We start from the raw sequence: 25,918 nt of genomic DNA on the forward strand, positions 1-25,918 counted from the left end.
TTCTAACACCCATGACCCTACTCGTTCTCACGAAAAAATTTCCCTTTCCGCTTAAGGATGGGGAGAGCCTGGCTATCCACGGGCTTACCAAAAGCCTGAGTGAACTGGGCTGCGAGGTAAGCCTGTTGGCGATGAACACGAGCAAGCACTTCTACGAAAGCAAGGAGCTACCGCCGGAAATGGCGCATTACCGGGAGGTCCGGACGGTTTCGATCAACAATGACTTCAGTCCGATCGATGCGGTATCCAATTTGATCCGGGGCACCTCCTACCACATTAGCCGGTTTCACCAGGAGAGCTACCACGAAGCTTTATCCCGCTGGTTGCTGGAGAAGTCGTTCGACATCGTTCAGCTCGAAACGCTCTACCTCGCGCCCTACGTGAATACCATCCGCCGCTTATCGAACGCGCAAATCGTCATGCGCTCCCACAACGTCGAGCACGAAATCTGGGAACGGTGCTGTGAGAATATTGCTTTTGCGCCGAAGCGCTGGTACTTGCAGCATATCACCCGGCAGCTGCGTGACTTCGAACGCAGCCAACTCAACCAGTACGACCTCCATTTGCCGATCACCCAGCGGGATAAGAAGAACTTCGAACGCCTCGGCGGTCGCGGGCACATGCAGGTCTTGCCCATCGGACTGGAAACCAGTTGTGGGTCCCCGACCTACGAAAGTTATCGGCGTTCGCCCGACCTGCATTTTATCGGATCCCTCGACTGGCTGCCGAATTTGGAAGGGCTGAATTGGTTCCTTAACGAGGTCTGGCCGGAAATTCACCGGCGGTGTCCGGAAGTCAAATTTCACATAGCCGGGCGGAACATGCCCCACAGCATCCGGCAGCTACAAATGAAACAGGTGGTTATTCACGGGGAGGTCGACAGCAGCTGCAAGTTCGTCTCTTCCCACACGATCAGCATCGTGCCCCTGCTGAGCGGGGGCGGTATGCGCGCCAAGATTTTAGAGGCCATGTCGCTGGGGCGGGTAGTGATTACAACGACGGTAGGGCTGGAAGGCATCAAGGCCCGCAACCGGCGTGACCTCTTTATTGCCGATACCCCCGAGCAGTTTGTTGCCGTGGTCGAGGAATGTGTTGCCCGGGGACGAAAATTGGAAGCCGTGGGCCGGAGTGCCTACGGTGCCTTTCACCGGCGGTACGATCGTCGGGTTCTGGCCCGGAAGCTGCTACAGACCTACGAGAAACTGCTTCGCACGGAGTACGCCGAGCTGGACTAGCCTGCCCGACTTAGCTATGGTGTGATATATTGTGGCAAGACTTTCGATCATGCCACAGTACATCCTCGCCCTGGACCAGGGTACGACTTCCTCCCGAGCCATTCTGTTCGACCACTCCGGTGCGATCGTAGGCACGGCCCAGAAGGAGTTTACGCAGTATTACCCCGAGCCCGCCTGGGTGGAGCACGATGCCAATGAGATTTGGAATGCTCAGGCCACGGTAGTGCGGGACTTGCTCGACCGGACCAAAGTCGGGGCTTCGGAAATTCAGGCCATTGGCATTACCAATCAGCGGGAAACCACGCTGATCTGGGATCGTCAGACGGGCCAACCCATTCATCACGCGATCGTATGGCAGGATCGGCGTACGGCAGGGATCTGCGATCAACTTAAAAGAAAGGGGCTAGAGGACCACGTACGCCAGACGACGGGCTTGGTCATCGATGCTTATTTCAGCGGGACGAAGATCAAGTGGCTACTCGACAATGTACCCGGCGCCCGGCAGCGGGCCGAAGCGGGCGAGCTTTGTTTCGGTACGATGGACAGCTGGCTGGTCTACAAGCTGACTGGCGGTAGGCATCACCTTACGGACGTCACGAACGCGGGGCGGACCATGCTCTTCGATATTCGGAAACGCGACTGGGACGACCGGCTGCTTCGGGAACTGGAGGTGCCGCGACAATTATTACCGGAGGTAAAATCCAGTAGCGAGGTATACGGTCATACGCAGCTTTTCGGTGGCTCGATCCCCATTGCGGGCATAGCCGGCGACCAGCACGCGGCCCTTTTCGGCCAGGCATGTTTCGAGCCGGGACAGGCTAAGAATACGTACGGAACCGGCTGCTTCATGCTCATGAACACGGGTACGGAGGCGGTGCCGAGCCAACACGGTTTGGTCACCACGATCGCGTGGGAAGTGAACGGACGCACGGAGTACGCCCTCGAGGGTAGCGTTTTCATCGCAGGGGCGGCCATCCAGTGGCTACGTGACGGGCTAAAACTGATTGACGAGGCACCCGACAGCGAATATTACGCCCGCAAGGTCAAGGACACCGATGGGGTATACGTGGTGCCGGCTTTCGCCGGGCTGGGGGCACCGTACTGGGATATGTACGCCCGCGGGGCCATTTTCGGACTCACCCGGGGTACCTCCAAAAGCCATATCGTGCGAGCCACCTTACAGAGTCTGGCCTACCAAACCAAGGATGTACTCGAAGCGATGCAAAAGGATGCCGGTTGTGAATTGAGCACCTTACGTGTCGACGGGGGGGCCAGCGCTAATGATTTCCTGATGCAATTCCAGGCGGACATCCTAGGCGCCAGCGTGGAGCGCCCCAAGATCGTGGAAACGACGGCTCTGGGCGCGGCGATGCTGGCGGGGCTCGCCGTAGGATTCTGGACACAGGACGACCTGACCGCCACTTGGCAAAAGGACAAATCCTTCGATCCGCAAATGGAAGCTTCCGTAAGGAAAAGCCGCTACGCCGGATGGCAGAAGGCGGTTAAACGAACCATGAACTGGGAGGAAAGCGAATCGAGCGAATAACCTCCGTCAGGCTTCCGGATCGATCGCGGCCAACAGTTCCTCCAGCTGCCAGGCGGTATCGATGTGGTAGGGGCCTACTTCCGTACGCCGCAAGGCCGTCAAATACCCCCCGCTGCCGACGGCCCGGCCGAGGTCGTGGGCCAGGGAGCGGATGTACGTCCCCTTACTGCAACCAATGGAAAAATCTACGGAGGTACCGGTGAAATTTTCGAGGTCAAAGTGGTGTACCGTCACGGGTCGGGGCTTCACCTCGATCGTTTCGCCGCGGCGCGCTCGTTTGTAAAGGGGCTGTCCGTCTACCTTCAGGGCGGAGTACATGGGCGGCACCTGCTGGATCGGGCCGGTTAGTTCGGCAGCGGCCGTCCGCAACGCAGCCAAGTCGATGTGGGCGGTAGGATACTCGGCGTCGGGGTCGGTTTCCGCATCGTAGGAAGGGGTACTCGCCCCCAACTGGATCGTACCGGTATAGGACTTATCCAGGCCCTCGAGTTCCCCCAACCGCTTCGTCCATTTTCCCACGCAAATATTCAACAGGCCGGTAGCCATGGGATCGAGGGTGCCGGCGTGGCCGACTTTGAATTTCTTAACTCCGAGCTTCTTGCGGATTCGGTAGCGCACCTTATTCACCACGTCGAAACTGGTCCATCCCTGGGGCTTATCAACCAGGAAGAGGGCACCATCGGCTAGCGAAAACGGGGGAGCATCGGATGCGGGAAGCATAGGGGGTAAATTCAGAAAGCCAATTTGACCAACAAGACGATGGCGGCCACCGTGAAGCAGTAATAAGCAAAATACTTCAGTTTGGCTTTTTTGACCAGTTTGATCATCCAGAGACACGCGGCAATTCCCGTGAGGAAAGCCGCGGTGAACCCGATGATGAGCTCGGGGGCGGAGGTGGTGTCGGTAAACTCGCCGTCCAGCATGTCTTTGGCCATTTTGCCGAGGATCAGCGGCACTACCATCAGGAAGGAAAAACGGGCCGACCGTTCGCGGTCGATGCCCAGGAGTACACTGGTGGAGATCGTAGCACCCGAGCGGCTGATACCCGGCAGAATCGCGATCGCCTGGGATATGCCGATGAGGATAGCCGTTTTCCAATCGACGGCCTTGTCCGTCTGCTTGGCCCGGTCGGCGAGAAAAAGCAACAAGCCGGTCAGGATAAGCATGAACGCCACCAAGACGATCTGGCGGTCGAACAGCGCGGTGAGGAGATCATCGTAGAGTACACCGACTACCGCGGCCGGAATCATGCTCAGGATAATGAGCAGGGAAAATTTAGTTCCTCCGTTCCATTCAAAGCGAAACAGGTCCTGGAGGATCTCGGCAATGTCCCGCCGAAAAACGACCACCGTAGCCAGCGCCGTAGCGGCGTGAAGCGTGACGGTCATCAACATGCTTTCGGCGGCAAGGCTGTCGTCCTGAAACAACCATTTGGTGAGTTCCAGGTGTCCGCTGCTACTAACCGGCAGGAATTCGGTAAGCCCCTGGACGATACCGAGTACCAGGGCACGTAACCATTCTATCACTTAGTACTACTTTTTAAAGATTGCGTAGGTTACCACACCCAGACCCGCGAGGATAATCATGGGAGCGAGGGTAATCTTGCGCCAACTGTAGATGACACCTTCGTCGAACACGGTGGGATCTTCCCCACGGCCGCCGGTCATGAGTAAAAAGCCGATCACGATGAGCAAAAAGCCGCCGCCGAGCCAATAATAGGTGTCTCGTCCGAAGATTAACGGATGGGCAACGGTCTCGGTAGGGTGGGTACGCGCGGAGGGGCGGGCTTTGACCTTTGGCTTAGCCGCCACGCGTACGGGCTCCTCCTCCGGGGCGGAGGGGGTCGATGGACGCGTATTTTGCTTTTTCCGCTTACTCATAGTTGAACGTGGTTCTTTCGGCCACCGCGAAGGTACTACTTTCGTAGTTGTCCGGGCACTAGCTAGCCCGTTCGTAAACTTGCGATCTATTCCAACCAACTATGCGCCGAAGCTATCTATTGCCGTGTTTGCTGATTCTTTCCTGTCTATTCGGATGGGGCCTCTCCGCCCAGATGTCGGACGCGGCCGACCGAGCCGGTGATTTCGGGGAAGGACCCTACGACCAACTCATTATCCGGGGCGTTACCCTCATCAACGGGAACCTGGCACCCCCCATCGGACCGGTTGATATCGTAATCGAAAACAACCGAATCGTTTCCGTCGAAACCATCGGTTTTCCTGGGGTGCCCGTGGCGCCGGAAGACCGACCCCAGCTGCGGCCCGGAGGGCGGGAACTCGACGCGGAAGGAATGTACGCACTGCCTGGCTTCGTCGACATGCACGGGCACACCGGCGGCCGCGCCCAGGGGACTACTCCGGATTACGTGTACAAGTTGTGGTTGGGCCACGGCATCACCACCATTCGGGAGCCGGGATCTTTCAACGGACTGGATTGGACATTGCGGCATAAAGCCAGATCGGAACGAAATGAGATTGTCGCCCCGCGCATCGTTGCATACACGGGTTTCGGTATGGGACGGGAGGAAGCCTTTACCACCACCGATGAGGTACGCGAATGGGTGCGGGACAACAAGGTGAAGGGAAGTGACGGCATCAAACTTTTTGGTGCCCGCCCGGATTTAATGCAGGCCGCCCTGGAAGAGAATAAAAAACTGGGCCTCCGCAGCGCCATGCACCATGCGCAGATGAACGTAGGAGAATGGAACGTGCTTCACTCCGCCCGCGCGGGGCTGACCACCATGGAGCATTGGTACGGCCTGCCCGAGGCGCTGTTCAAGGACCGGCGGGTGCAGGATTATCCGGTGGATTACAACTACCAGAACGAGCAGCACCGCTTCGGGGCTGCCGGCGATCTGTGGCAGCAAGCCGCCGAACCCTACAGCGATCACTGGAATGCAGTCATGGACAGCTTGCTTGCCCTCGATTTTACCATCAATCCCACCTTCAACATATACGACGCCAACCGCGACATCATGCGCGCCCGGAACGCTGACTGGCACGCGGAATACACCCTGCCCAGCCTGCTGAGATTCTACGCCCCCAGCCGCGTCAGCCACGGTAGCTACTGGCACCACTGGGGCACCGAGCAGGAAGTAAATTGGAAGGAAAATTATCGGCTCTGGATGACGTTCATCAATGAGTTCAAGAATCGCGGAGGACGGGTGACGGCAGGTTCCGATAGTGGATACATCTACCAACTTTACGGCTTCGGCTACATCCGTGAACTGGAATTGCTGCGGGAAGCAGGTTTCCACCCCCTCGAAGTCGTTCAGTCTGCGACCCTGCACGGTGCCGAGGCACTCGGGATGGCAGACCGCATCGGAACCATCGAGCCCGGTAAACTCGCCGACCTTATCCTAGTGGCCGAAAATCCGCTCGCCGACTTCAAGGTCCTCTACGGCACCGGCGCCACGCGGCTCACCGAAGACAACGAGGTAACCACCACGGAAGGGATCCGCTATACGATTAAGGACGGCATTGTTTACGATGCCATACAGTTACGCGAGGCTGTCAAGGAAATGGTGCGGGAAGCAAAGGCGCAATAGTCTTATTTGGCGGTTAGCAACTGTTCAATGTCCGCGGCGATCTCCAGCAGGTGGTACTTCACTACACCGTTCCGGTAGCGAGTAGCCGCCCGTTCCGCCAGCCGTTGAATGTTCGTCAATTCTGCGCGAGTCAGTGCAGCCACGTCCGAGGAATTTTCGGCATTCTCCGTCATTAGTTCCTGGAGCCGGTCGACGTGCGAGCGTTGCAGGTTGCGGCGGTAGACGTTGATGTCCTTTCCGGTGAGCGCCTCTTCCCAGAGACCCTTGCGCAACTGCTCCAGCATCTCGGTGGCGGTATAGGCCGATTCCCCGTTCAGGGTTTCATTCTCGATCATCCGTCCGAGGCGGTCCTCATCCAGCAGATTGTCGAGCTGACGCCCCTGCAGACCGGCCATGCGGTCGACGATGCCGGAAGCCCCGATGTTGGCGATGATGCGACGCGGCATCAGCCAGTCGGGGGACCCGAAAACCTCTTGGTTGAGGAAGCGCATGGCCCGTTCTTGCTCTTCACTGTCCAGGTGGGTATAGGTGTCGCCTTGCTCGTCGGTCGTCCGTAGCTGTTCGTATACCCCGCCGATGTTGGCGGTTACGTGGGCGGCGTAGCGCGACCATACTCCCAGCAATTCCCCGTACAACTCCCTGAGGTCGGTGTAATCTTCCCCGGGTTCGGTAGTCCAGTCCGCCAGGTTTTCGGCTACGATGCGAAGGTTCTTCATTCCGTAGGTGCTGGCCTTCACCGGGTCGTCGCCGACGGATTCGGTCTGGGCACTCGGGTCGGAGGAGCTACGGCCGCCGAACAGGTATACCGGGTCCCCCTTCTTTTCCGCGATCCACTCATTCAGGATTGGCTTTTCTGCCTTGGCAGAAGCAACATCGGGGAGGTAACGGTAGCCCCAATTGATGGCGTATACGTCATAGGGCCCTAGCATGCGGACCCACCTTACCCCTTCGTCTCCCGGCTGGGCCACGTAATTATAGCGGGTGTAATCCATGATGGTGGAGGCTAGTCCCCATTTGTTGGTAAAGGTGGCCGAACGCAAGCTATCGGTGGGGTAGGCGTAGCTGGCCTTCATATTGTGCGGAAGGCCCAGCGCGTGACCGACCTCGTGGGAGATGACCCGCCGCATCATCTCGCCGATTTCTTCTTCGGGGGTATCCAGGCTACGCGCCCCCGGATTGGCGCCCCCGGTTTCCAACAGGTAGCGATTGCGGTAGCTCCTGAGGTGGTTGTGGTACCAGATGATGTCGCTTTCGATAATCTGACCGGAGCGAGGATCTACCACGCTTGGCCCGATGGCATTACGGGTAGTCGAGGCCACGTACCGTACCACGGAGAAGCGGGCGTCCTCCGGACTCCAGTCCGGATCTTCGGCTTCGGTCGGCGCATCGCGCGCTACGATCGCGTTCTTGAATCCAGCGGCTTCGAAAGCCACCTGCCAATCCTCGATCCCTTGCCGGAAGTAAGGCCGGAACTTCTCGGGAGTAGCGGGGTCCAGGTAGTAAACAATGGGCTCGACGGGTTCGACGAGTTCACCGCGCTCGTAGGCAGCCAGGTCACTCGGCACCAGTTTCCACCGCTTGATGTAGGTTTTTTCGTCCGCTTTGAGCGCTTCGGAGCCGTAATCGACCTGAGAGACCGTAAACCAGCCCACCCGCTCGTCGTGCAGTCGCGGTTGCATGGGCACCTCCGGAAGCAGGTACATCGACTGGCTCATTTGCATGGAGATGGTTCCCGTGCCACCGTTCGACGGCGGGTTGTTCGCCACGAAAGTCATATCGTGGCGCACTTCCAGGTTGCCGGGGTAGCTGGCCATCCGACTGATAAAGCTGCGGCTTTGGTCGAGGTTACGAACTTCGTAGGATTTACGCAGCCGTTGGCTCAATCCGGTTATGGCCTGGACGTCCGTGCTGAAGAGTTCGTTCACCTTGATCACCGCGGCGGTGGAATCGGGGTTCATCGCCTCGATGTCGAAGGCCATGATGATGGGCGCGTAGTTGTTATTCTGGACGGAGATATTGATCGGCAGACTCGTATCCGCCACCGCGTCGTAGGCGATCGATCTTAGATAAATCGCGTCGTTCACGCGATCCCACTGTATGAGTTGTTCGTTGGTTTTCGAGCCGGCATTCAGGTAGCCCCCGCCCAGTTCCGCCGGAATTTTGGCGATGCGGGTAACGAGCAACATATCCTTGCTGAAGGTGGCAAAGGGAATCTCGAAGTAGTAATCTTCCCCAACCCGATGGACGGTAAACACCCCGTCGTCCGAGACGGCTTCCCCGGTGATTACATCCGTATACTCCTTGAATTTGCCATCCTTTTCGGTTTCCTCGATATCGGTGGTATCGGAGGAAGCATTTGTCTCCGTCGTACTGTCCAGGGGCGTGGCCGGCGGGGGCGCCGCTGTCTTACAAGCTAGGAATGACAGGAGCAGGAAGGGTAAAAAACGCATAGGTTGGGGGTTATTCTTCGTAATCGAAATCTTCACTTAGGTTACCGACCATTACCGAAAAGGTACCCGCTTCGGTAACCCATTCGTTATCCAGTCCGACAAAGGCCAAGTCGGCGGCGGTAAGTTCGAAGGTGACATCGCGGTACTCACCGGGTTCCAGGTGAATTTTGATGAAATCCCGTAAGCGGCGGGCACTGGGTGTAATGGAAGCGACCTGGTCGCTAGTGTAAAGTAAAATGGAATGTTTGCCGGCCCGCTGGCCCTGGTTGGTGACGCGCAGGTTTACGGTAAGCGTATCGTTAGGGTTCAGCACCCGGCTGCTCAACTCCAGGTTGCTGTATTCGAATTCCGTAAACGAAAGGCCGTAGCCAAATTCAAACAGGGGGTTGAAGTTGCCGCTCAGGGCCTCGGTAGCCTTATGGTCGTAAAAGGCGATGGCGTTCGTGTAGCGGGGGTAGGTGAGGGGAAGGCGGGCACTCGGGTTCACCCTTCCCGCCAGGATGCCGGCCAGGGCATCCCCGCCCCGCGGACCCGGATAACCCGCAAACAATACGGCCTTGGATCGGCGGGAAAGCTCGGTCATTAACCGCGGCCGTCCGCCGGCCATCACCAGCACGATCGGTTTGCCGGTAGCTTCGAGGGCGAAAAACAAATCCCGCTGCGCTTTCGGTAGGAGCAGGGTATTGATGTTGCCGGGTACCTCCGTATAGCTCAGTTCCCCGAGGCATACTACAATGAGATCGGCGTTATCAGCTGCGGCCACGGCGCCCTCGACGTTGCCCAGGGAATCGAAGGTCGCTCCCGCTACGTAATCCACCCGGTTGGGAAACTCTTTTTCCAGCGCCTCGCGAATGGTGTTGTAATCGCCGAGGTAGTCATCCGCTTCCGTCCCCTGCCAGCCGTACGTCCACCCGCCGTTTAGGCTGCGCATATTGTCGGCCGTAGGGCCCACAACGAGTAAGCGCTGTTCCTGACCCACGGGCAGCGGCAGGCCGTCGTTCTTGAGCAGGACGATGGATTCTTCGGCCGACTGTAGCGCCTTGCGCGCGAATTGCTCGCCTCCAAACTCGGGGAAATCGGCGGGATCCCATACCCGCTGCTCGTACAACCCGAGCGCGACCTTCACCGCCAGAATACGAGCCACGGAAGTATCGATGCGCCCCATAGAGAGTTCGCCCTCCTGTACCAGTTCCACGACCATTTCCGGAAATTCGGTCGTGACGGCCGTCATGCTCATGTCGAGTCCGGCGTCGATGGACATTTTGACCGCCTCCTTCAGGTTCTCGGCCACTTTATGCCGTTCGTACAGGTACCGCACGTCCTGCCAGTCGGATACCAAGAGGCCTTCGAAACCCAGTTCGCCACGGAGTACGTCCGTCAGCAGTTCCCGGTTGACGTGGGTCGGCACGCCGTTGATTTCTCCGGAGTTGACCATAATGGAGAGGGCCCCGCTATCGATGGCCGCGGCGAATTGCGGGAGGTAATATTCCTTGAGCTGGCGCTCGGGCAGGTAGACGGGGGTACGATCGCGGCCGCTAGCCGGAGCGCCGTAACCCGTGAAGTGTTTCAAACAGGCCGCTACACTGGTACGGTCGCCCACCGAGTTCCCCTGGTACCCCTGCAGCATCGCCAGCCCGAAACGCTGGTTGACGTACACATCCTCCCCGAAGCTTTCCCAGTTGCGGGGCCATACCGGCTGGCGGCCCACGTCCATTGCGGGACTGAAATTCCACGGGATACTGGCGGACTTCATCTCGTAGGCCGTCAGGCTCGCCAATTCCGTGGCGAGCTCCGTGTTGAAGGTCGCCGCTACGTTAATCGGCTGGGCGTACAGCGTGGCGCCCTTTACGTAATTGACGCCGTGGATCGCATCCTGGCCGTAAAGCAACGGTACCCCTGTCGTTTCCATGGCTTTAGCCTGCAATTCCGCGATGTAGTCGTGGTATTCCGCGGGGGTAGGGTAGGTGCGGCTGGGGTGATTGAGGAGCGATCCGATCTCCAACTGGCCGATTACGCGGTCGATCTTTTCCTCGCTGAGCTCGGGCGGTACCGTGAGCACATAGGTCGGGCCTTCAAACACCAAGTCTACGGCCACCTGGGTCATTTGGCCCGCCTTCTGCCGCAGCGTCAGCCGCCGCAGCTCAGACCGGACGAAGGTGTTTTCTTCCTCGGTAAGGAAGGAGAATGTAAGTGGATCGCCGTTGTCGGCAGATTGCGCCGAAGCGCAGGTGCAATACAACAGAATAACCAGAAGTGTCGTCAGGTAGCGCATAGTTGCCATCATTAGCCGCTAAGCTACTAACTACGGGCTTATGCCTCCAGTAGGGCATCGGCAATCTTGCGATCGTTGGCCAGCCGGGGGACCTTATTTTGCCCCCCCAACTTACCGCTTTGCTTCATGAATCGGCGGAATGCCCCCGTCGGTAAAGCGGTGAGCACCAGCGGGCGCAGGATCTTTCCCTGGATGAGGTCCCGGTAGTACAGGTTTTCTTCCACCATGGCCCGATCCAGCGCGGCGGAAAAGGCCGCTGCATCCGCTGGTGGCCGGCTAAATTCAACCAGCCATTCATGGTAGGGTAGTCCTTCCACGGGGTTTACCTGGGGGGCCACCGTAAACTCCGTTACCTCCGCGCCGTAGCGACCGGCAACCGATCGAAGCGCGGTTTCCACTTCTTTCCCGATGACGTGCTCGCCAAAGGCGGAAATGTAGTGCTTCACCCGGCCGGTAACTCGGATGCGGTAGGGGTCAAGGCTGACGAACTCAACCGTATCACCGATGTCGTACGCCCACAGGCCGGCGGTGGAGGAGAGTAAGAGCGCGTAATTGACCCCCATTTTTACCTCGGCGAGCGACAGCCGCTCGGGGCGATCGCTGGAAACCTGCTCCGCCGGAACGAACTCGAAGAAGATCCCGCTACCGGTGTTTAGCAGTAGCCCCGGTTCCGTTTGGCTATCCTGGAAAGCGATAAAGCCCTCGCTGGCCGGGTAAGTTTCTACGCTGGGGATGCGTGCACCGACCAGGCGTTCGAGGCTTTCGCGGTACGGTTCGAAGTTCACCCCGCCGTAGACAAACATGTCCAGATTGGGGAACAACTCCTTCACCGTGGCCTTTCCGCTCCGCGCCAGCAGCCGCTCGTAATACATCTGCACCCAGGGCGGAATGCCGCTGATGAGCCGCATATCGGCGTGGATGGTTTCCTCCACGATAGCCTCGAGTTTGGTCTCCCAATCCTCGATACAGTTGGTCGCGTAGGAGGGTAGCTGATTCGTGCGCAACCAGGCCGGTACTTCGTGGTTCACGATCCCCGACAGGCGTCCGGTCGGAATGCCGTTGGTAGAATCCATCTCCGGGCTTCCGCTGAGGAAGATCATTTTTCCGTCCAGCCAGCGCGCATGGCCCGTTTCGGCGACGTAGTTGAAGAGGGCATTGCGGGCCGAACCGAAATGATTGGGCAGGCTGTCGCGGGTCAGGGGAATGTACTTTACCCCACTAGTGGTACCGCTGGTCTTGGCTAGGTACTTCGGGACACCGGGCCAACTGACGTCGGGTTCCCCCAATTTAATGCGATCGGCGTAGGGCTTGAAGGCCTCGTAGTCGCCAATGGGAATCCGCCGCCGGAAGTCGGGATACGATCTGATCTCGTCGAAATGGTGGTCCCGGCCGAAAGCGGTATCGCGGGCCGTCCGCACCAGGTCCTTCCGGATTTCTTCCTGGATCTCGACGGCTAGGGCCGACCGGTACCGTAACCGGCGGCGGATGTAGGAGGCGAAGGGTCGAAGCAGGGTGGATTTCAACAAGGATCAGGGAATTCGAAGTTCGTAACTATTGCCCCGGCTCACGGTAAGGTTGCCGGTGACTAACCAGGGGTTGTACAATTTGAGCATGCGGTAGGTCGTGCCCTGTTGCCGGGCAAAGTCGCCCAGGTTCGCAATCGAAGTATCCACGGTGACGGTCCGGTAGTTATCCAGCACGGGATAGAACTCACCATCGGGAACGCGGTACCCGAACTCCTCGGGCCGCTCCATGATCGCCTTCAGTGCTACGATGCGGAAGAGGTACTGCATGGTTTCCTGGTTAATGTCCAGGTCGTAGAGCTCTTCGGCTCGCTGACGGTCGAGCCACTTTTTCAAGTTCGGACCGCCCATGTTGTAGGCGGCGGCTACCTTGTTCCAGTCGCCGAAATCTTCGTAATAATCCTTGAGGTAGGCCGCCGCGGCCCGGGTAGCCTTTTCGAGGTGGAAGCGTTCATCTACCTCGTCGTTGATCTCCAGGCCGTAGGCGCGCCCCGTCGGGGCCATGAACTGCCAGACCCCCTTCGCCCCGGCGGGGCTCACCGCCTCGGTGAGGGTGCTTTCGGCGGCAGCCAGGTATTTTAGGTCGTCCGGAACACCTTCTTCGGCCAGGATGCGCTCGATGATGGGAAAGTAGCGACCCTGGCGTTTGAGCAGCAGCAGGGTGTTGCGGTGGAAGTAAGCGTTCCGCATTAGCTCCAGGTCCAGCCGCTCCCGTACATCGAAGTTGTCCATGGGCAGCGTTTTGCCGGCAAATGAAAACGGCCCGCTTAGGTCGATCGGGCGTACCAACTGCGGAAGCCCGTCGTCGAGGACGGCCCCGTTGGTGGGCGGGCTCGTCGGGGGGTTCTCGTTGGGGCTACTGGAAAGCAGGAGCCACCCGAGTAGAAAAACTAGTCCGATTCCGATTCCTCCGAGTAATGCTTTCATAAAATGTATAAATTGCGCCGCGTATCGGGCGTAACGACCGGCCCTTCAATAAATTTTTAGCCATCTTGGGGCCGGTAACATAACAACACGATTAGCAAGCATTCTTTTTTTTAGAAAAAAGTTTTGCACCCGCGCTCCGGCGCAAGAACCGAATTAGTAAGTGTCCGTGTCGGTAAAAAGAGAAAGACAAGACGTACTGTTGCAGCTCCTCCGCAAGCGGGAAGAGGCCGGTATGCGCTATCTCTTCGAACACTACGGCGGGGCGCTCAACAACATAATCGGTCAAATCATCACCGATAAGGAAACCGCCCAGGAGGTACTGCACGACGTGCTATTACGGATCTGGAACAACATCGATCAATACGAGGAAAGTAAGAGCCGGCTGTTCACCTGGATGGCGCGGATCGCGCGAAATGCGGCCATTGACAAGGTAAGATCGAAGGCGCACCGCCAGTCGGCTAAAACCGATGAGTTCGATGTCGTCGTAGTTAACCACAACAACCTTAGTGAGACGATGTCGGTAGACCACATCGGGCTGACCAAGGTACTGGACAAACTTGATGGCAATTATCGGTCAATAATTGATCTGCTTTATTTCAAGGATTTCACACAGGCTGAAGCTGCGGATGCGCTTGACTTGCCCCTGGGCACGGTGAAGACCCGTTCCCGCCGTGCGCTGCAAAAACTGCGGGAAATCCTGAAGCACGAGCTGATCATTTTACTGATGACCGCCCTCACTTACCTCACCAAATAAACAGCGAATACGAACCGTGGACCTCACTGCATACATCAACTCCGGCGTTCTGGAACTATACGTTCTGGATCGTTTATCCCCCGACGAACGTCGGCGGGTGGAGGCGTACGCAGCGGACTACCCGGAAGTGAAGGCGGAAATCGAGCAGATCGAACTGGACCTCGAACGGTACGCGCTGCTGCACGGCGAGACCACCCCGCCCCCGCCGGCCATGCTCGAAGGCCTGCTCCGTGAGATCACTCCGTCAGCCGCCGCCCCGGCTCCGGCTTCCGCACCTGCCACCACGGGAGGTACCCCAGTACCGCCCGCCGAGCGTGGTGCCGGTACGGCGGTCTGGATTCTCGTGGTTGCCCTGGCTCTTGCCCTTGCCGGCCTGGTTTATTTCTTCCTTCAAAACCGCGACGGGCGGGAAGATCTTACCGAACTCAGCAACCAATTCACCGCTCTCCAGGCAGAATGCCAGGAGGTAGCCCAGAATTATGCGGCCGACCAGCAACAGATCGAACTGCTCACCGATATCGGCACCCGGGGTATCGTGCTTTCCGGCACCGATAACGCCCCGGAGAGTCGCGCCCGCGTATTCTATAATCCGGACCGCGAGTCGGTGCTCTTTACCGCGGCCAATTTACCCGCTCCCCCGGCCGGCCGACAGTATCAATTGTGGGCCATCAACGCGGAAGGACCGCAGGATCTGGGCGTGCTCGATCGCGCACTGACCGGCGAAGAGTTGGTAAGCGTGCCCTTCGTAGCCAATACGCAGGCCTTTGCCATCACGCTTGAGCAAGAAGGCGGCCAGCCCACACCCGATCTGACGCAGTTGCAGGTCATCGGAGAGGTCGGCTCGTAGGGCCCGAAAACAAAACTGCCCCGAGCGATATAATATCGTCGGGACAGTCCACACACTATGAGAACACCCATTAAATCTTGGCGGGAGCCTGTGCTCGTTCCGCGTATACTATTAAGACAAGCGGGACGGAAAAAAGTATGCGTTGGCTCCCGCTATTTATGCTTAAATAAGTCTTAAAGCAACTGGGATTCAGTAAGTTATGTTTCCGTTTCGGTTGGCTACTGACAGTCAGCCGACGAATAAAATTCGTACCTTGCGGGCATGATCACGGAGGACAGCGTCAGGGAGGTCATCGACACCGCACGGATAGAGGATATCGTCGGCGATTTCGTCAATTTACGCCGGCGGGGGAACAATTATTCCGGTCTGTGTCCCTTCCACAATGAGAAGACACCCTCCTTCAACGTCAACCCGGCCCGGAACATTTACAAGTGCTTCGGATGTGGGGTAGGGGGAGACCCCGTCAAGTTTCTGATGGAACTCGAGCAACTGCCTTTCCCGGATGCTATCCGCTGGATTGCCCGGAAGTACAATATCAAACTCGAGGAAAAAGAAGTAAGCCAGGAGGTTCGGGAAGAACTTCAGGAAAAGGAGAGCCTCATCATTACCAATGACTTTGCCCGTACCTTTTACGCCGATCAACTATTCCATACCGAAGAAGGGAAAAGCATTGGCCTCAGCTATTTTCGCAGCCGAGGCTTTCGCCGCGAAACCCTAGCGGCCTTCGACCTCGGATACGCTTCCGCAGACAGCGATACCTTGCTCCGCGCCGCCCGCGCCGCCGGCCATAAGGATGAGCAACTCGAAAAGCTAGGCCTCGTCCGGAACGGCCGCGATTTTTTCCGCGACCGGGTCATGTTCACGATCCATAACCTGGCCGGTAAACCGATCGCCTTTGCCGGACGAATCCTGAAGAAGGATGCCAAGGCCCCGAAGTACATCAATAGCCCGGAATCCGAGATCTACCATAAGTCGGACGTACTGTACGGGATGTTCCAGGCGCGGCAGGCGGTGCGGAAAGCCGATCGCATCTACATGGTGGAGGGGTATACCGACGTGATCAGCCTCCACCAGAACGGGGTGAAGAACGTAGTGGCCACCTCCGGTACCAGTCTGACCGACGGCCAAGCATCGCTGGTGAAGCGGTTCACCGATAACGTAACCCTGCTCTACGACGGAGACAAGGCCGGGGTGAAGGCGGCGCTGCGCGGCGTCGACGTGCTCCTCACCAGCGACCTGAACGTGCGGGTGGTATTGTTGCCGGACGGGCACGATCCCGACAGCTACCTGCAGGCGGTAGGGACCACCGCCTTCTCCGAGTATCTGGAGGCCGCCAGTAAGGATTTTCTCTACTTCAAAGCCGATTTGCTACTGGAGGAGGCCGGTGACGACGTTGCGCGGCGCACGACGGCGATCCGGGATATCGGGGCCACGCTGGCCCTGGTCGAGGATCCGCTGAAGCGGGCCGGCTACCTGCAACAGTTCAGCGGCCGACTTGGAATCGAGGAATCCCTCCTGGTCAATCTGGTCAATACCGCCATTGCCGATCGCCGGGCCCAGGGTCGCAAGGACCGCGAACGGGAAGAACGCAAGGTGCAGCGGGAGCGACGTGCCTCCGGAAAGCCCGGCCTGGACCCACCCCGCGCCGCGGACGACGGTTGGGAAGGCCTGGTAGAGCCCGGTTGGGCCACGGCGGAATCAGGTGAGGTTGAGGAGGCGCCTCCGACCGCGATGCCGGCAGCCCCCGAAGCTTCCTCGCAACTGGCCGTTGGGCACGAATTCCAGGAAAAGTACCTGCTCCAGTTGCTCGTACGCGACGGACACAAACTGTACGACGAGGCGACGGAAACCAGCATTGCAACCTATTTTACGGGGAACGTAGCGGATTTGCTCAACGACTTTGACAAACCGGTCTACCGGGAACTGCTGCAGACCGTGATTGCCTACCTCCAGGAGGTAGGGCGAGCCCCCGATCCAACCTGGTATACCGAACACGCCGACAGCCGCTGGCGGCAGATTGCGATCGATGCCGTGGCAACCCCCTACACCTACAGTCCGAACTGGCGGGAGAAGTACGGGTTACGTTTAAGCCAGAAGATGCCGGAAGAAAATCACCGCTTGACCGCAGAAATTTTTCTCCGCATTTTCCGCATGGAAAAGATTGAGCGTAAGTGCCGCGATAACGCCGGCCTGATCGCCCGCTACGAAAAAGATGGAAACTTCAGTAAACTAAAGACCCATCTTAAAGTACAAATGAAACTTGATGAAATGCGGCGCGACCTGGCCCGGGAACTGGGTACGGTCGTTCTTAGCCGATAGCCCGACATACCGATTTGACCTCTCAAGCACTGAACGAACTCCCCGATCCGACCACCATCCCCACGGCCGGATTTCTGCCCCGGCTGGCGGCCGCCATCATCGATGCCGTGGTGCTCGGCCCGCTCTCCTTTGGCATATACTACTTCATGGTCTGGCAACCGAGCCTATTGGGCATCGTGGCGGTATGGTTGATCTCCTTTGCTTACAAACCCATACTCGAGGCCAGACTTGGCTTCACCATCGGTAAGTGGATCATGCGTTTGCGGGTCGTGGACCGGGGGACCAATTTACGGATCGACTTCAACCAAAGCCTGCTCCGGTACCTTCCCTGGGCGATCTCCGCTTTCGTTACCCTCTTTGTGTACATTCGGCTGGCCCAGTCGGCCGGGATCCAGGAAGTGGGTGACCTGTGGGCGTACAACAAGTACATGAACACCTTTCCCCTTAGCCAGAATTTCTTCGTCAGCATGGGAAACAGTTTTCCGATCTTCTCGGCGGTATGGCTTATTTCCGACCCCTGGCACCGCGCGCTGCACGATCGTTGGGCGGAGACCTTCGTGGTAAGAGACGTATCCGTACGGGGCTAATTGCCTGGTCCCGGAAGCGTTAGTCCCTTCTGTACTGAAGTGTACCCGGCGAACACGCCCAGGCCGCTGCTCACATTGTTGTAAATGACAACGGGGTCTTTGAGGCCGCTGTTGGGCATTTCGTCCGGGCGCATGATGCTGCGCTGGTAAAAGTAGTATTCGGGGCTTACCGTACGGAGTTCCGCAATCACCTGTCCCAGTAGTTCCGTGGCCGGGTCCAGGCGGCTCTGAAGGTGAACGTCGACCAACGGTCCACCTGCTTTGTCCTGAAGTAAGATGCTAATGGTCTGCCCTCCGGCGGCTTCGTGGATGGGAGTAGTCAGCCCCTTTAGGTAAGGTTGCATACGGATCGTGTCCCCGCTGCTACCGAGTTTGAAGGGAACGACCATCTGGCTGATGCGCAGGTCGTAGTAATTGGTTTCCGCTTCGGGGTCCGCGTAGTCGACCAACAGGCGGTAATCGTACACCGACGCTGCCTCCTCATGGGAAACGCTCAGTCCTTCCACCGTGACCGAACTGATGCCAACGGGTTCGGGAATGGAAGACACGGCCGAAACGGGGTCGTAGCCGGGGGCATAGACGTGGATGGTATACTGCCGGCCGATCTGGGGCTTGAAGGTGGTAGTGCGGTAGGTGCCGGGCCGGTCCGTTTCCGTCGACGGAAAGTAGGTGAGTTCCTCTGCCAGGTCCATTCCTTCGAAGAGCGACACGCGGGCGTCCGTGATATGCATGCCGGAAGGAGTCCCTCTGGGGCGGGTGGCGGACACCTGTAGCACGACGGCTTGCTCCGGCAGAAAGCTGGAACTAAGTACTAAACGGCTCTTTCGATCGGGTAAGTCCAGGTCCACCGGCTCTTCACACGCAACTAGCAGCACCGAGCTCAGGAACAGCGCGGAAAGGGTGCGGAGCGTGACGGTGAAGGATAGCGGCATAATGAGTGAATTTACCGCTTTGTCCGCTATCTTCCAAATACGTCCCTGCCGCCGGAACTAAACGTAAGCCGGTAACTCAGGGTCGGCAGCAAGGGGGTCACGAAGATCTTGTAGAATTGATCGCGGCTTTCCGGCCCCGTCTCGCCCGTGGTCCACTCCGGACGGGTCTCGTAGTAAATCGGGTTATGGCGATCGTAAACGTTGTAGAGCCCGACGTCGATGGCGTGCGTAAATCGACTATTCTCGGAGCTGAGATTGGTGTGTAGGTTGAGGTCCAGCCGGTGATTGGCCGGCATTCGGAAGCCGTTCCGTTCTTCGGTCAAGGGCGTATTCGGCGTGCCGTAGTCAATGGGGCTGGAGAAAATAATTTCGCTCATGCTGTACGCCAGGCCCGTTTCGTATCGCCAACTGCCCGTAAGGGTGGTGCGCTCGCCAAGCTGATAAATTAACAAGAGATTAACGGAGTGGCGGCGGTCGTAGCGGAAAGGGAAGGTACTTCCCTGGTTCGTCAGGAGGTCGAACGTGCGTTCGCTACGTGCCAGCGTGTAGCTCAACCATCCCCTCACTTTTCCCCGGTTGCGCTGCAGGCTCGTTTCCAGACCGTAGGCTTTTCCCGTGCCGCGGCTCAGCTCATCTTTCCACGTTTCCGAAGATTGCTGTCCTTCGGAATAGGCAATCAATCCCTGCATCGACTTATAGTAAGCCGCGGTCGTAAATGACCAAGTGGGTGCGGGGTGGAAGGTGAGTTTCCCGCTGATTTGTGGGGATACGGCGGGCGCGATGTCTGCGGTAGACGGTACCCACAAGTCGGACGGAACGCCGATCACGAAACTTCCGAGGAGGTGGACGGGCTGTACCGTCCGGTCGTAGCTGAGTTGCCAGTCGATGTGGTCGGTGAGCGGGCCGGAGAACATAATGCGGGGGCTCAGGGAGGTAAACCTGCCACCCCCTTCCATCCAGGTGTTTACCCGCAAACCGAGCCGGTAATACAGATTGCCGCGGTGCCCGCCGAGCGACGCATACGCCGCAAGCTGGAGGGGGTTGTACTCGGTCGGTCCGGCTTCGCTACCGTAATGATCCAGCCGGATGGTATCCGTGAGCAGCGAAGGGGTAAAGCGATGGTCGTTCACTTCGGCGCCGAAGCGCAGGAATGACGTATTGCCCATACTGTACTGACCGTCGAAGGCAAAACCGATTTGCCGAATACTCGACTGATAATTTCCACTTACCAGCTTCCCCTCGTAGTCCCCGTTGTTGACCGTCTTGAAGCTATCCGAGCGCTCGAAGGTGGAGGCGGTTTGCAGGTCGCTGTACGACAACCGGAAGTTGCCGAACATTTTCTCGCTAAAAACATGGTTATACCGCAGGGCGGCCACCGTATTTCCCCAGTGGACACTCTCGCGCCGCGCGACGGGAGCGTGATACGTCATGAGCGTACCTGCCTGAGAGAGTTGTCGGATCGTGTCCGATTGCCAGCTATAATTCGTGTAATCGTCCAGCCCGGAATAGACACTCAGATAGATCCGCCCCCGCTTCCCCGCCCGTTGATTGAGCTTGAAGTTAATATCGTAAACGTCGTAGCTCATCGCGCCGCGCCGCCCCCGTTGCCGTTTGTATGCTTCGCTGAATCGCCGGATCAAACTACTCGCCCAGAAATACCGTCCGGTAAGCAGGAAGGAACTTTCTCCCACCCGGATGGGCCCCTCGGCCGCTACCTGAGCGGAGAGGAGGCTGCTGCCTACGGAGAGTTCGTTCTCGTACAGGTTACCGTCCCGGGTATGGACATCAAGCACCCCGCCGATTCGGCCACCGAAGCGAGCGGGGATCGCATCCTTGTACAGGTCAATCCGACGGATGGCCTGGTTGCTGAAGATGCTGAAGAGCCCGCCGGCGTGGCTCAGGCCGTACACCGGTACGCCGTCCAGGAGGATCAGGTTGTGCCCCGCTTCGCTGCCCCGGATCAGCATACCGCCGATCCCTTCCGCTCCGCTGGTCACTCCCGGGAGCAGACGGGCCAGTTGCAGCGGGTCGTCTTCTCCCAGAAGACCACCTAATTGGGAAACCTCCGAATGGCCGATCCGGGTGCCGGTCTCGAAGTACCTGGCGTCCCCCTCCCCATTTTCCACCGCCGTGACAATGATTTGGGGTAGTTCGTTATTGGGGGTCAGCCGAAGATTGATCTGGGTGTCGGAGCGCAGCAGGATGTCCTGTTCCAGTGGCCGGTAACCGATGTAGGTCGCCCGGAGGCGGTGCCGACCACCCGATGTGGACAGCGTGTAAAATCCGTATTCGTTGGATATGGTGCCGGCTTTGGCATTCGTGAGCTGGACCGTGGCGCCGATGAGTCGCTCGCCGCTGACCGCGTCGCTCACCATACCGTACAGGGTGTACGTGCGCGCCAAAAGGGCCGCGTCGGGCAGGATCAGCAGACCGGCAGATCCTCGCTCGTAGGTTAGTTCGGTATCGCGCAGCAACCAATCGAGCCAGGCGGAAGGAGTGCGGATATCCTCCGTGAGGTCGATGACGGTGGTCGGGAGCTGGTCCGGCCGGTAGCTAATGGAGGCGCCCTGTTCGGTGAGGGCCACCAAAGCCTCCTCGAGGGTATAGGTTCCGCCGGGTAAAAAAATGGATGGATTGTCCTGTGCCCGCAAGGCTAGGGTCGCTGTAACGCCGATGACCAGTAGTAGCCATTGCAACCCCCTCATAATTGCGGGTTTTTATTGTTTACAGCGCCCGGAAAGTTGAAAATGTTTGGCGTCATCGCCGATGGAACGAAGCGTCAGCCCACCTAGTTTAGCGATATCGTGCAGTACGGCGGTCGCATCGGTGCTATTAAAATTGCCGCTTACCGGATAATCACAGGCCTGGCCGTGCTCCCAATCACACACGATACCCCAGTTGTCGGTAAAGTAGGTCAGGACCTCGGAGATGGGCGTATGGTCGAATTTCAGGACGCCGGTACGCCAGGCGTGGTGGTTGAGGTGAGGAGCCCGATCGTGCACCATGGGTTGCCCGGTGGCCACGGTGGCGAACTCCATAGCTCCGACCGGAAGCGTTTCCTGGTCCGTCTTGACGAGGACGGAGCCTTCCGAGACCTCAACTTCCAGTAGATCGGCGTCCGCGCGAACGTTGAAGGCGGTTCCGGTTACCCGGACGACGCTGCTGCCGTTGCTAACCAGGAAAGGGCGGGCAAGGTCGTGCGTGACCTCGAAGTAGCCCTGTCCTTCCAAATTTAAGGCTCTGTCCTGTTCATTAAAGCGATCGGGATCGTAGCTTATGCGGCTGCCCTGCTGCAAACTCACCTGACTGCCGTCGGGCAGGAGAAACATGGCAATGGGTGCATCGTCGTTGGAAAGATAGGTCCGACCGTCGCCGCTAAACAAGAATACGGCCGCTACGATGAGCAGGACGGCAGCGGCGGCACCCAGCAGATAGGGATAGCGCTTTTTACGGGGTGCCGACAATTGCCGGACGGGGGTGAGACGGGCGTGAAGCTGGATCAGTCCGCGTTCCACATCGGGAGTATAATCCTCCCGATAGTTGGTAACCAAGCGGTCTATGTCGTGCTGATCTAATTTCATGAGGACGTTGCGTGAGTGTTAGCTTCGTCAGGGTGACCCCAAAGGTAGGTAGCCCCCCCTAAGGTAAGGGCCTCAATTGGTGGATTTTCGTCCGTTGGCTGACGCGATAGGTTCAAATTAACCATGAATCAGGGAAATTAAAAATAGGAAGCACGACAGATACTGCCGGAGAAATTTATACGCCCGCGTCATTTGATTTTCTACCGTTTTGACGGATATGTCCAGTCCATCGGCAATTTCGCGGTGGCTCATGTGTTCGAGCTTGCTCATCACGAATACGAGGCGACAGCGTTCCGGCAGCCGGTCGATCGCCGCGTTAATCCGTTGCTGTAGTTCCTCGTTTTCCAGCACGGCGGCGGGCTGCTGGGATCGGTCGGCCGCCGTTTCGGGTACCTCACCGTCGCCAACGGGGATCCGTTTTCGGTCGCGCAGATAGTTGAGGCTCCGGTTGCGTACCGCCGTGCGCAGGTAGGGACCTACCGCCGGCGTGTCGGACGGCAGGTTCGTCCGCTTGGTCCAAAGCAGGGCGAAGAAGTCCTGGACAATGTCTTCCGCCGCGGCGGGATCACGAACCAATCGGATAGCGGTACGGCACAGCGGAACATAGTGCCGCCGGAACAACTCGTCGAGTGCCGAGGCCTCACCCCCCCGCAGGGAAGTGAATAACTCGGTATCGGTGGCAGAGGAGGAGACGGACATAGGCGAAAGGTGTAAGGTAGTACATCTACGGAAAAACCCCTTGTATAGCTTGCGACCGGGCAGAATAGGTAGTGCCAGCCCGATTCCGTACAATCTCCGGAAGGGTTTTAAAAAGTACTTACCTTGCGATTTTCAAACCCCAATCTTCCTATGGTGAAACGCTTACACACGCTCCTGGCCGCTTTCCTTTTACCCATGTTGGCCTTTGCGCAGGATCCGGGTGTGGAGCCGGCAGCCGGAACCGCTACCTCGACCATCGACGAAAAGATTCAGGCCGTTTTTGAGCCCATCACCGCCGTCGTGGAGTCCATTGTTTTCTTCACCGTACCGGTAGGGGACTTCGATATTCCCTTCGTTTTACCCTGGTTGATCATCGGCGCTACGGTCTTTACCGTTTACATGGGATTCATCAACATTACCGCATTCAAGCACGCCCTGGACGTCGTGAGTGGAAAATTCGACGATCCGGACGACCAGGGGGAAGTTTCCCACTTTCAGGCATTGACGGCGGCACTTTCCGGCACGGTAGGGGTCGGCAACATCGCCGGAGTCGCTTTCGCCGTCGCATTGGGTGGACCGGGAGCTACCTTCTGGATGATCATCGCCGGTCTCCTGGGCATGACGTCGAAATTCGTTGAGTGTTCGCTGGGCCTGATGTACCGGGACGTCCACGCCGATGGGTCCGTATCCGGGGGGCCGATGTATTACCTCGACCGGGGGCTGAAGGAAAAGGGACCCGGCTGGGCCGTCCTCGGAAAGGTGTTGGCCGTGATGTTTTCCATTGCCTGTATTGGCGGAAGCCTCGGGGGCGGAAACATGGTGCAGATCAACCAGGCCACCCAGCAGCTGACCGAAGTTACCGGCGGGGTGAACAGCTTCTTTTACGAACGCGGCTGGATATTTGGCCTCCTCATGGCCGTCACGGTTGGTTTGATTATTCTGGGTGGGATCAAGAGCATTGCCAAGGTAACGGACAAGGTAGTACCCTTCATGGTAGGGGTTTACGTACTTGCTTCGCTGGTGGTTCTCGGCTACCACATCACGGACATTCCCGCCGCGTTCGGCATCATCTTTAGCAATGCCTTCAACGCCGATGCTCTCTACGGTGGATTTGTCGGTGTTTTGATCCAGGGATTTCGGCGGGCTGCTTTCAGTAACGAGGCCGGCATAGGTTCCGCATCCATCGCCCACTCCGCCGCCAAGACCGACGAACCGATCAGCGAGGGCATCGTGGCCCTCCTGGAACCCTTTATCGATACGGTAGTCATTTGTACCATGACCGCCCTGGTGATCATCATTACCAACTATGGAGGCTACGGCGCGGAAACGGCCTTTGCCAATAAGGTGGCCGGAACCGTTGGGGACATCACCCTTACCTCCGCCGCCTTCGAAACGGTTATCAGCTGGTTTCCGGTCGTACTGAGCATTGCGGTCATTCTGTTCGCGCTTTCCACGATGATCAGCTGGTCCTATTATGGACTCAAAGCCTGGACGTACCTCTTCGGAGAGTCCAAGCTCAATGAGGCGATTTACAAGATCATCTTCTGCCTCTTTGTCGTCATCGGTTCGGCGATCTCCGCGTCTGCCGTATTTAACTTCGGAGACGCCATGATCTTTGCCATGTGTTTCCCCAACGTTATGGGACTCTACATCCTGATGCCGAACGTGCGTCGGGCGCTCCAGGATTACCTGCACCGGGTTCGGACGGGAGAAATCACCCGCTTCGATTAACCCTTTCCGGCTTGCGCCCCCTTTGTTTGTTTCCTACAAGCAGCGGTTAACGAAAAAAGCCCCGGTACCATTCATGGTACCGGGGCTTTTGTATAAGGCCTTTTCCGGAGGGTTACTTCCGCGATTCTTCCATCGGATCGGCTTCCAGGGTAAAGGTTCTGCGTACGGGGTTGAGGGGGGTGTCGACAATACTGTCTCCCTGCATCAGGGTAAGCGTGATGGTGTTCTCACCCATTGGCAGGTTTTCGAGGTAGTAGGGTTTCCACTCGTCGATTAGGAACTCCTTACCGTTGACGTTGGCTTTAACCTGGTATTCGTCGCCGATGGGCGCATTTACCGGATAAAAATCAAGCATGACGTTTTCGGTCTGGGAGCGGCCCACATAGGTACCCTTCGGCCGGCTGTAAAAGAGCATCGGCTCGGTAATTTCCTGTTCGCTGGAAAAGCTGCCGTTAGAGGCCGTGACCATTACCGCGCGGTGGGCAGCCGGGGTTTTAATCGACTCGTGGTAGCTCCGACTCAAAAAGGTGAGAATGTGGTGTTCTCCGTCCTGAACCGGCTCATCGAAGGTGGGCTCGTATTTGGCGATGTAGGGTTCGTTGTCGATGATGAGGTGAACGTGCTGACCCTGGTCGGAATTGGCGCACATCAGCTCGTCGGCATCTTCGGTAATCTGCCCGAAGGTGTAGCCGCTTACCTCGTAGGTGAAGGTGCCGCCATCGTAGGACCAATCGTCGATGCTGGCGTTCGGGAAACCCTCGGTGGGTGGCATGTCGGTCAGCTGAATGTCCTCGTTCCCGGGGTTGCCGGTCCCGATCAGCTCCGCGCCTTCTTCTTCTTCGACGCCGCCCTGATCCATTGCACCCTGGTCGGTATCCCCACCACAGCTAAAGGTGAACAGCAGGGAGAGGAAAAGTAGTGATTGAAAGGTTTTCATATGGTATAACATTGGTTTAACTGTTTTGTCC

20 protein-coding genes are annotated in these 25,918 nt (G+C 58.0%); 8 read left to right on the forward strand and 12 right to left on the reverse strand.

What is annotated here, in order from left to right; all coding sequences use genetic code 11:
* The first annotated feature begins 11 nt into the window (after positions 1-11).
* Entirely contained in the window at positions 12-1,235 is a 1,224-nt protein-coding gene (locus tag CLV84_RS16255; protein ID WP_104420812.1) for a glycosyltransferase family 4 protein, read from the forward strand.
* 49 nt (positions 1,236-1,284) lie between these two features.
* Positions 1,285-2,781, forward strand: a complete 1,497-nt coding sequence (glpK, locus tag CLV84_RS16260; protein ID WP_211295274.1) for a glycerol kinase GlpK — start codon at positions 1,285-1,287, stop codon at positions 2,779-2,781.
* A gap of 6 nt (positions 2,782-2,787) precedes the next feature.
* Here glpK and truB read toward each other — a convergent pair whose 3' ends face one another.
* Genes truB through CLV84_RS16275 form a run of 3 tightly spaced genes read right to left on the reverse strand, consistent with a single transcriptional unit; the run spans position 2,788 to position 4,661 of the window.
* Positions 2,788-3,501, reverse strand: coding sequence for a tRNA pseudouridine(55) synthase TruB (gene truB / locus CLV84_RS16265; RefSeq protein ID WP_104420813.1), 714 nt, complete (start codon positions 3,499-3,501; stop codon positions 2,788-2,790).
* 11 nt (positions 3,502-3,512) lie between these two features.
* On the reverse strand, positions 3,513-4,304 hold the full coding sequence (locus CLV84_RS16270) for an undecaprenyl-diphosphate phosphatase (RefSeq protein ID WP_170067764.1): 792 nt from the start codon (positions 4,302-4,304) through the stop codon (positions 3,513-3,515).
* Positions 4,305-4,313: 9 nt separating this feature from the next.
* The gene (locus CLV84_RS16275) at positions 4,314-4,661 is read right to left on the reverse strand and encodes a DUF3098 domain-containing protein (protein WP_104420815.1); all 348 of its coding nucleotides are present in this window, start codon (positions 4,659-4,661) and stop codon (positions 4,314-4,316) included.
* Between the two features lie 101 nt (positions 4,662-4,762).
* Between CLV84_RS16275 and CLV84_RS16280 the strand changes: the two genes are divergently transcribed.
* Positions 4,763-6,328 carry an amidohydrolase family protein gene (locus CLV84_RS16280; protein ID WP_104420816.1) on the forward strand — a complete coding sequence of 522 codons (1,566 nt, stop codon included), beginning with the start codon at positions 4,763-4,765 and terminating at the stop codon, positions 6,326-6,328.
* Between the two features lie 2 nt (positions 6,329-6,330).
* Here CLV84_RS16280 and CLV84_RS16285 read toward each other — a convergent pair whose 3' ends face one another.
* From CLV84_RS16285 to CLV84_RS16300, 4 genes are read right to left on the reverse strand one after another with little or no spacing between them, the layout of a single operon-like run.
* Entirely contained in the window at positions 6,331-8,778 is a 2,448-nt protein-coding gene (locus tag CLV84_RS16285) for a zinc-dependent metalloprotease (protein WP_104420817.1), read from the reverse strand.
* Positions 8,779-8,788: 10 nt separating this feature from the next.
* Complete coding sequence (locus CLV84_RS16290; protein WP_170067745.1) at positions 8,789-11,050, reverse strand: glycoside hydrolase family 3 N-terminal domain-containing protein; 2,262 nt, start codon at positions 11,048-11,050, stop codon at positions 8,789-8,791.
* Between the two features lie 38 nt (positions 11,051-11,088).
* A complete protein-coding gene (locus CLV84_RS16295) occupies positions 11,089-12,573 on the reverse strand; it encodes a GH3 auxin-responsive promoter family protein (RefSeq protein WP_104420819.1) in 1,485 nt (494 codons plus the stop codon).
* A gap of 6 nt (positions 12,574-12,579) precedes the next feature.
* On the reverse strand, positions 12,580-13,500 hold the full coding sequence (locus CLV84_RS16300; RefSeq protein ID WP_104420820.1) for a lytic transglycosylase domain-containing protein: 921 nt from the start codon (positions 13,498-13,500) through the stop codon (positions 12,580-12,582).
* 166 nt (positions 13,501-13,666) lie between these two features.
* Between CLV84_RS16300 and CLV84_RS16305 the strand changes: the two genes are divergently transcribed.
* The 4 genes from CLV84_RS16305 to CLV84_RS16320 all read left to right on the forward strand — a co-directional run bounded on the left by CLV84_RS16305 (position 13,667) and on the right by CLV84_RS16320 (position 18,007).
* Positions 13,667-14,254, forward strand: coding sequence for an RNA polymerase sigma factor (locus tag CLV84_RS16305; RefSeq protein WP_146088835.1), 588 nt, complete (start codon positions 13,667-13,669; stop codon positions 14,252-14,254).
* Between the two features lie 16 nt (positions 14,255-14,270).
* On the forward strand, positions 14,271-15,101 hold the full coding sequence (locus tag CLV84_RS16310; RefSeq protein WP_104420822.1) for an anti-sigma factor: 831 nt from the start codon (positions 14,271-14,273) through the stop codon (positions 15,099-15,101).
* A 261-nt stretch (positions 15,102-15,362) separates the two neighbouring features.
* Positions 15,363-17,420, forward strand: a complete 2,058-nt coding sequence (dnaG, locus tag CLV84_RS16315) for a DNA primase (RefSeq protein ID WP_104420823.1) — start codon at positions 15,363-15,365, stop codon at positions 17,418-17,420.
* 14 nt (positions 17,421-17,434) lie between these two features.
* Positions 17,435-18,007 (forward strand): RDD family protein, encoded by a 573-nt coding sequence (locus CLV84_RS16320; RefSeq protein WP_170067746.1) that lies wholly within the window; start codon positions 17,435-17,437, stop codon positions 18,005-18,007.
* Here CLV84_RS16320 and CLV84_RS16325 read toward each other — a convergent pair.
* The 4 genes from CLV84_RS16325 to CLV84_RS16340 all read right to left on the reverse strand — a co-directional run bounded on the left by CLV84_RS16325 (position 18,004) and on the right by CLV84_RS16340 (position 23,219).
* Positions 18,004-18,939: a DUF4249 domain-containing protein gene (locus tag CLV84_RS16325; protein WP_104420825.1), complete on the reverse strand. Its 936-nt coding sequence runs from the start codon at positions 18,937-18,939 to the stop codon at positions 18,004-18,006. The two genes, CLV84_RS16320 and CLV84_RS16325, sit on opposite strands and share 4 nt — an antisense overlap.
* Positions 18,940-18,965: 26 nt before the next feature.
* On the reverse strand, positions 18,966-21,635 hold the full coding sequence (locus CLV84_RS16330; protein ID WP_170067747.1) for a TonB-dependent receptor: 2,670 nt from the start codon (positions 21,633-21,635) through the stop codon (positions 18,966-18,968).
* Between the two features lie 21 nt (positions 21,636-21,656).
* Positions 21,657-22,520, reverse strand: a complete 864-nt coding sequence (locus CLV84_RS16335) for a FecR family protein (RefSeq protein ID WP_104420827.1) — start codon at positions 22,518-22,520, stop codon at positions 21,657-21,659.
* Positions 22,521-22,637: 117 nt separating this feature from the next.
* Positions 22,638-23,219: an RNA polymerase sigma-70 factor gene (locus CLV84_RS16340; protein WP_104420828.1), complete on the reverse strand. Its 582-nt coding sequence runs from the start codon at positions 23,217-23,219 to the stop codon at positions 22,638-22,640.
* Between the two features lie 195 nt (positions 23,220-23,414).
* Here CLV84_RS16340 and CLV84_RS16345 point away from each other — a divergent pair, with 195 nt between their 5' ends.
* The gene (locus CLV84_RS16345; protein ID WP_406603343.1) at positions 23,415-24,950 is read left to right on the forward strand and encodes an alanine/glycine:cation symporter family protein; all 1,536 of its coding nucleotides are present in this window, start codon (positions 23,415-23,417) and stop codon (positions 24,948-24,950) included.
* A gap of 112 nt (positions 24,951-25,062) precedes the next feature.
* Here CLV84_RS16345 and CLV84_RS16350 read toward each other — a convergent pair whose 3' ends face one another.
* Positions 25,063-25,887: a phosphopeptide-binding protein gene (locus CLV84_RS16350; RefSeq protein ID WP_104420830.1), complete on the reverse strand. Its 825-nt coding sequence runs from the start codon at positions 25,885-25,887 to the stop codon at positions 25,063-25,065.
* Positions 25,888-25,918 lie beyond the last annotated feature (31 nt).

Origin of the sequence: Neolewinella xylanilytica, from assembly GCF_002934605.1 — a bacterium.
GTDB classification, from domain to species: domain Bacteria; phylum Bacteroidota; class Bacteroidia; order Chitinophagales; family Saprospiraceae; genus Neolewinella; species Neolewinella xylanilytica.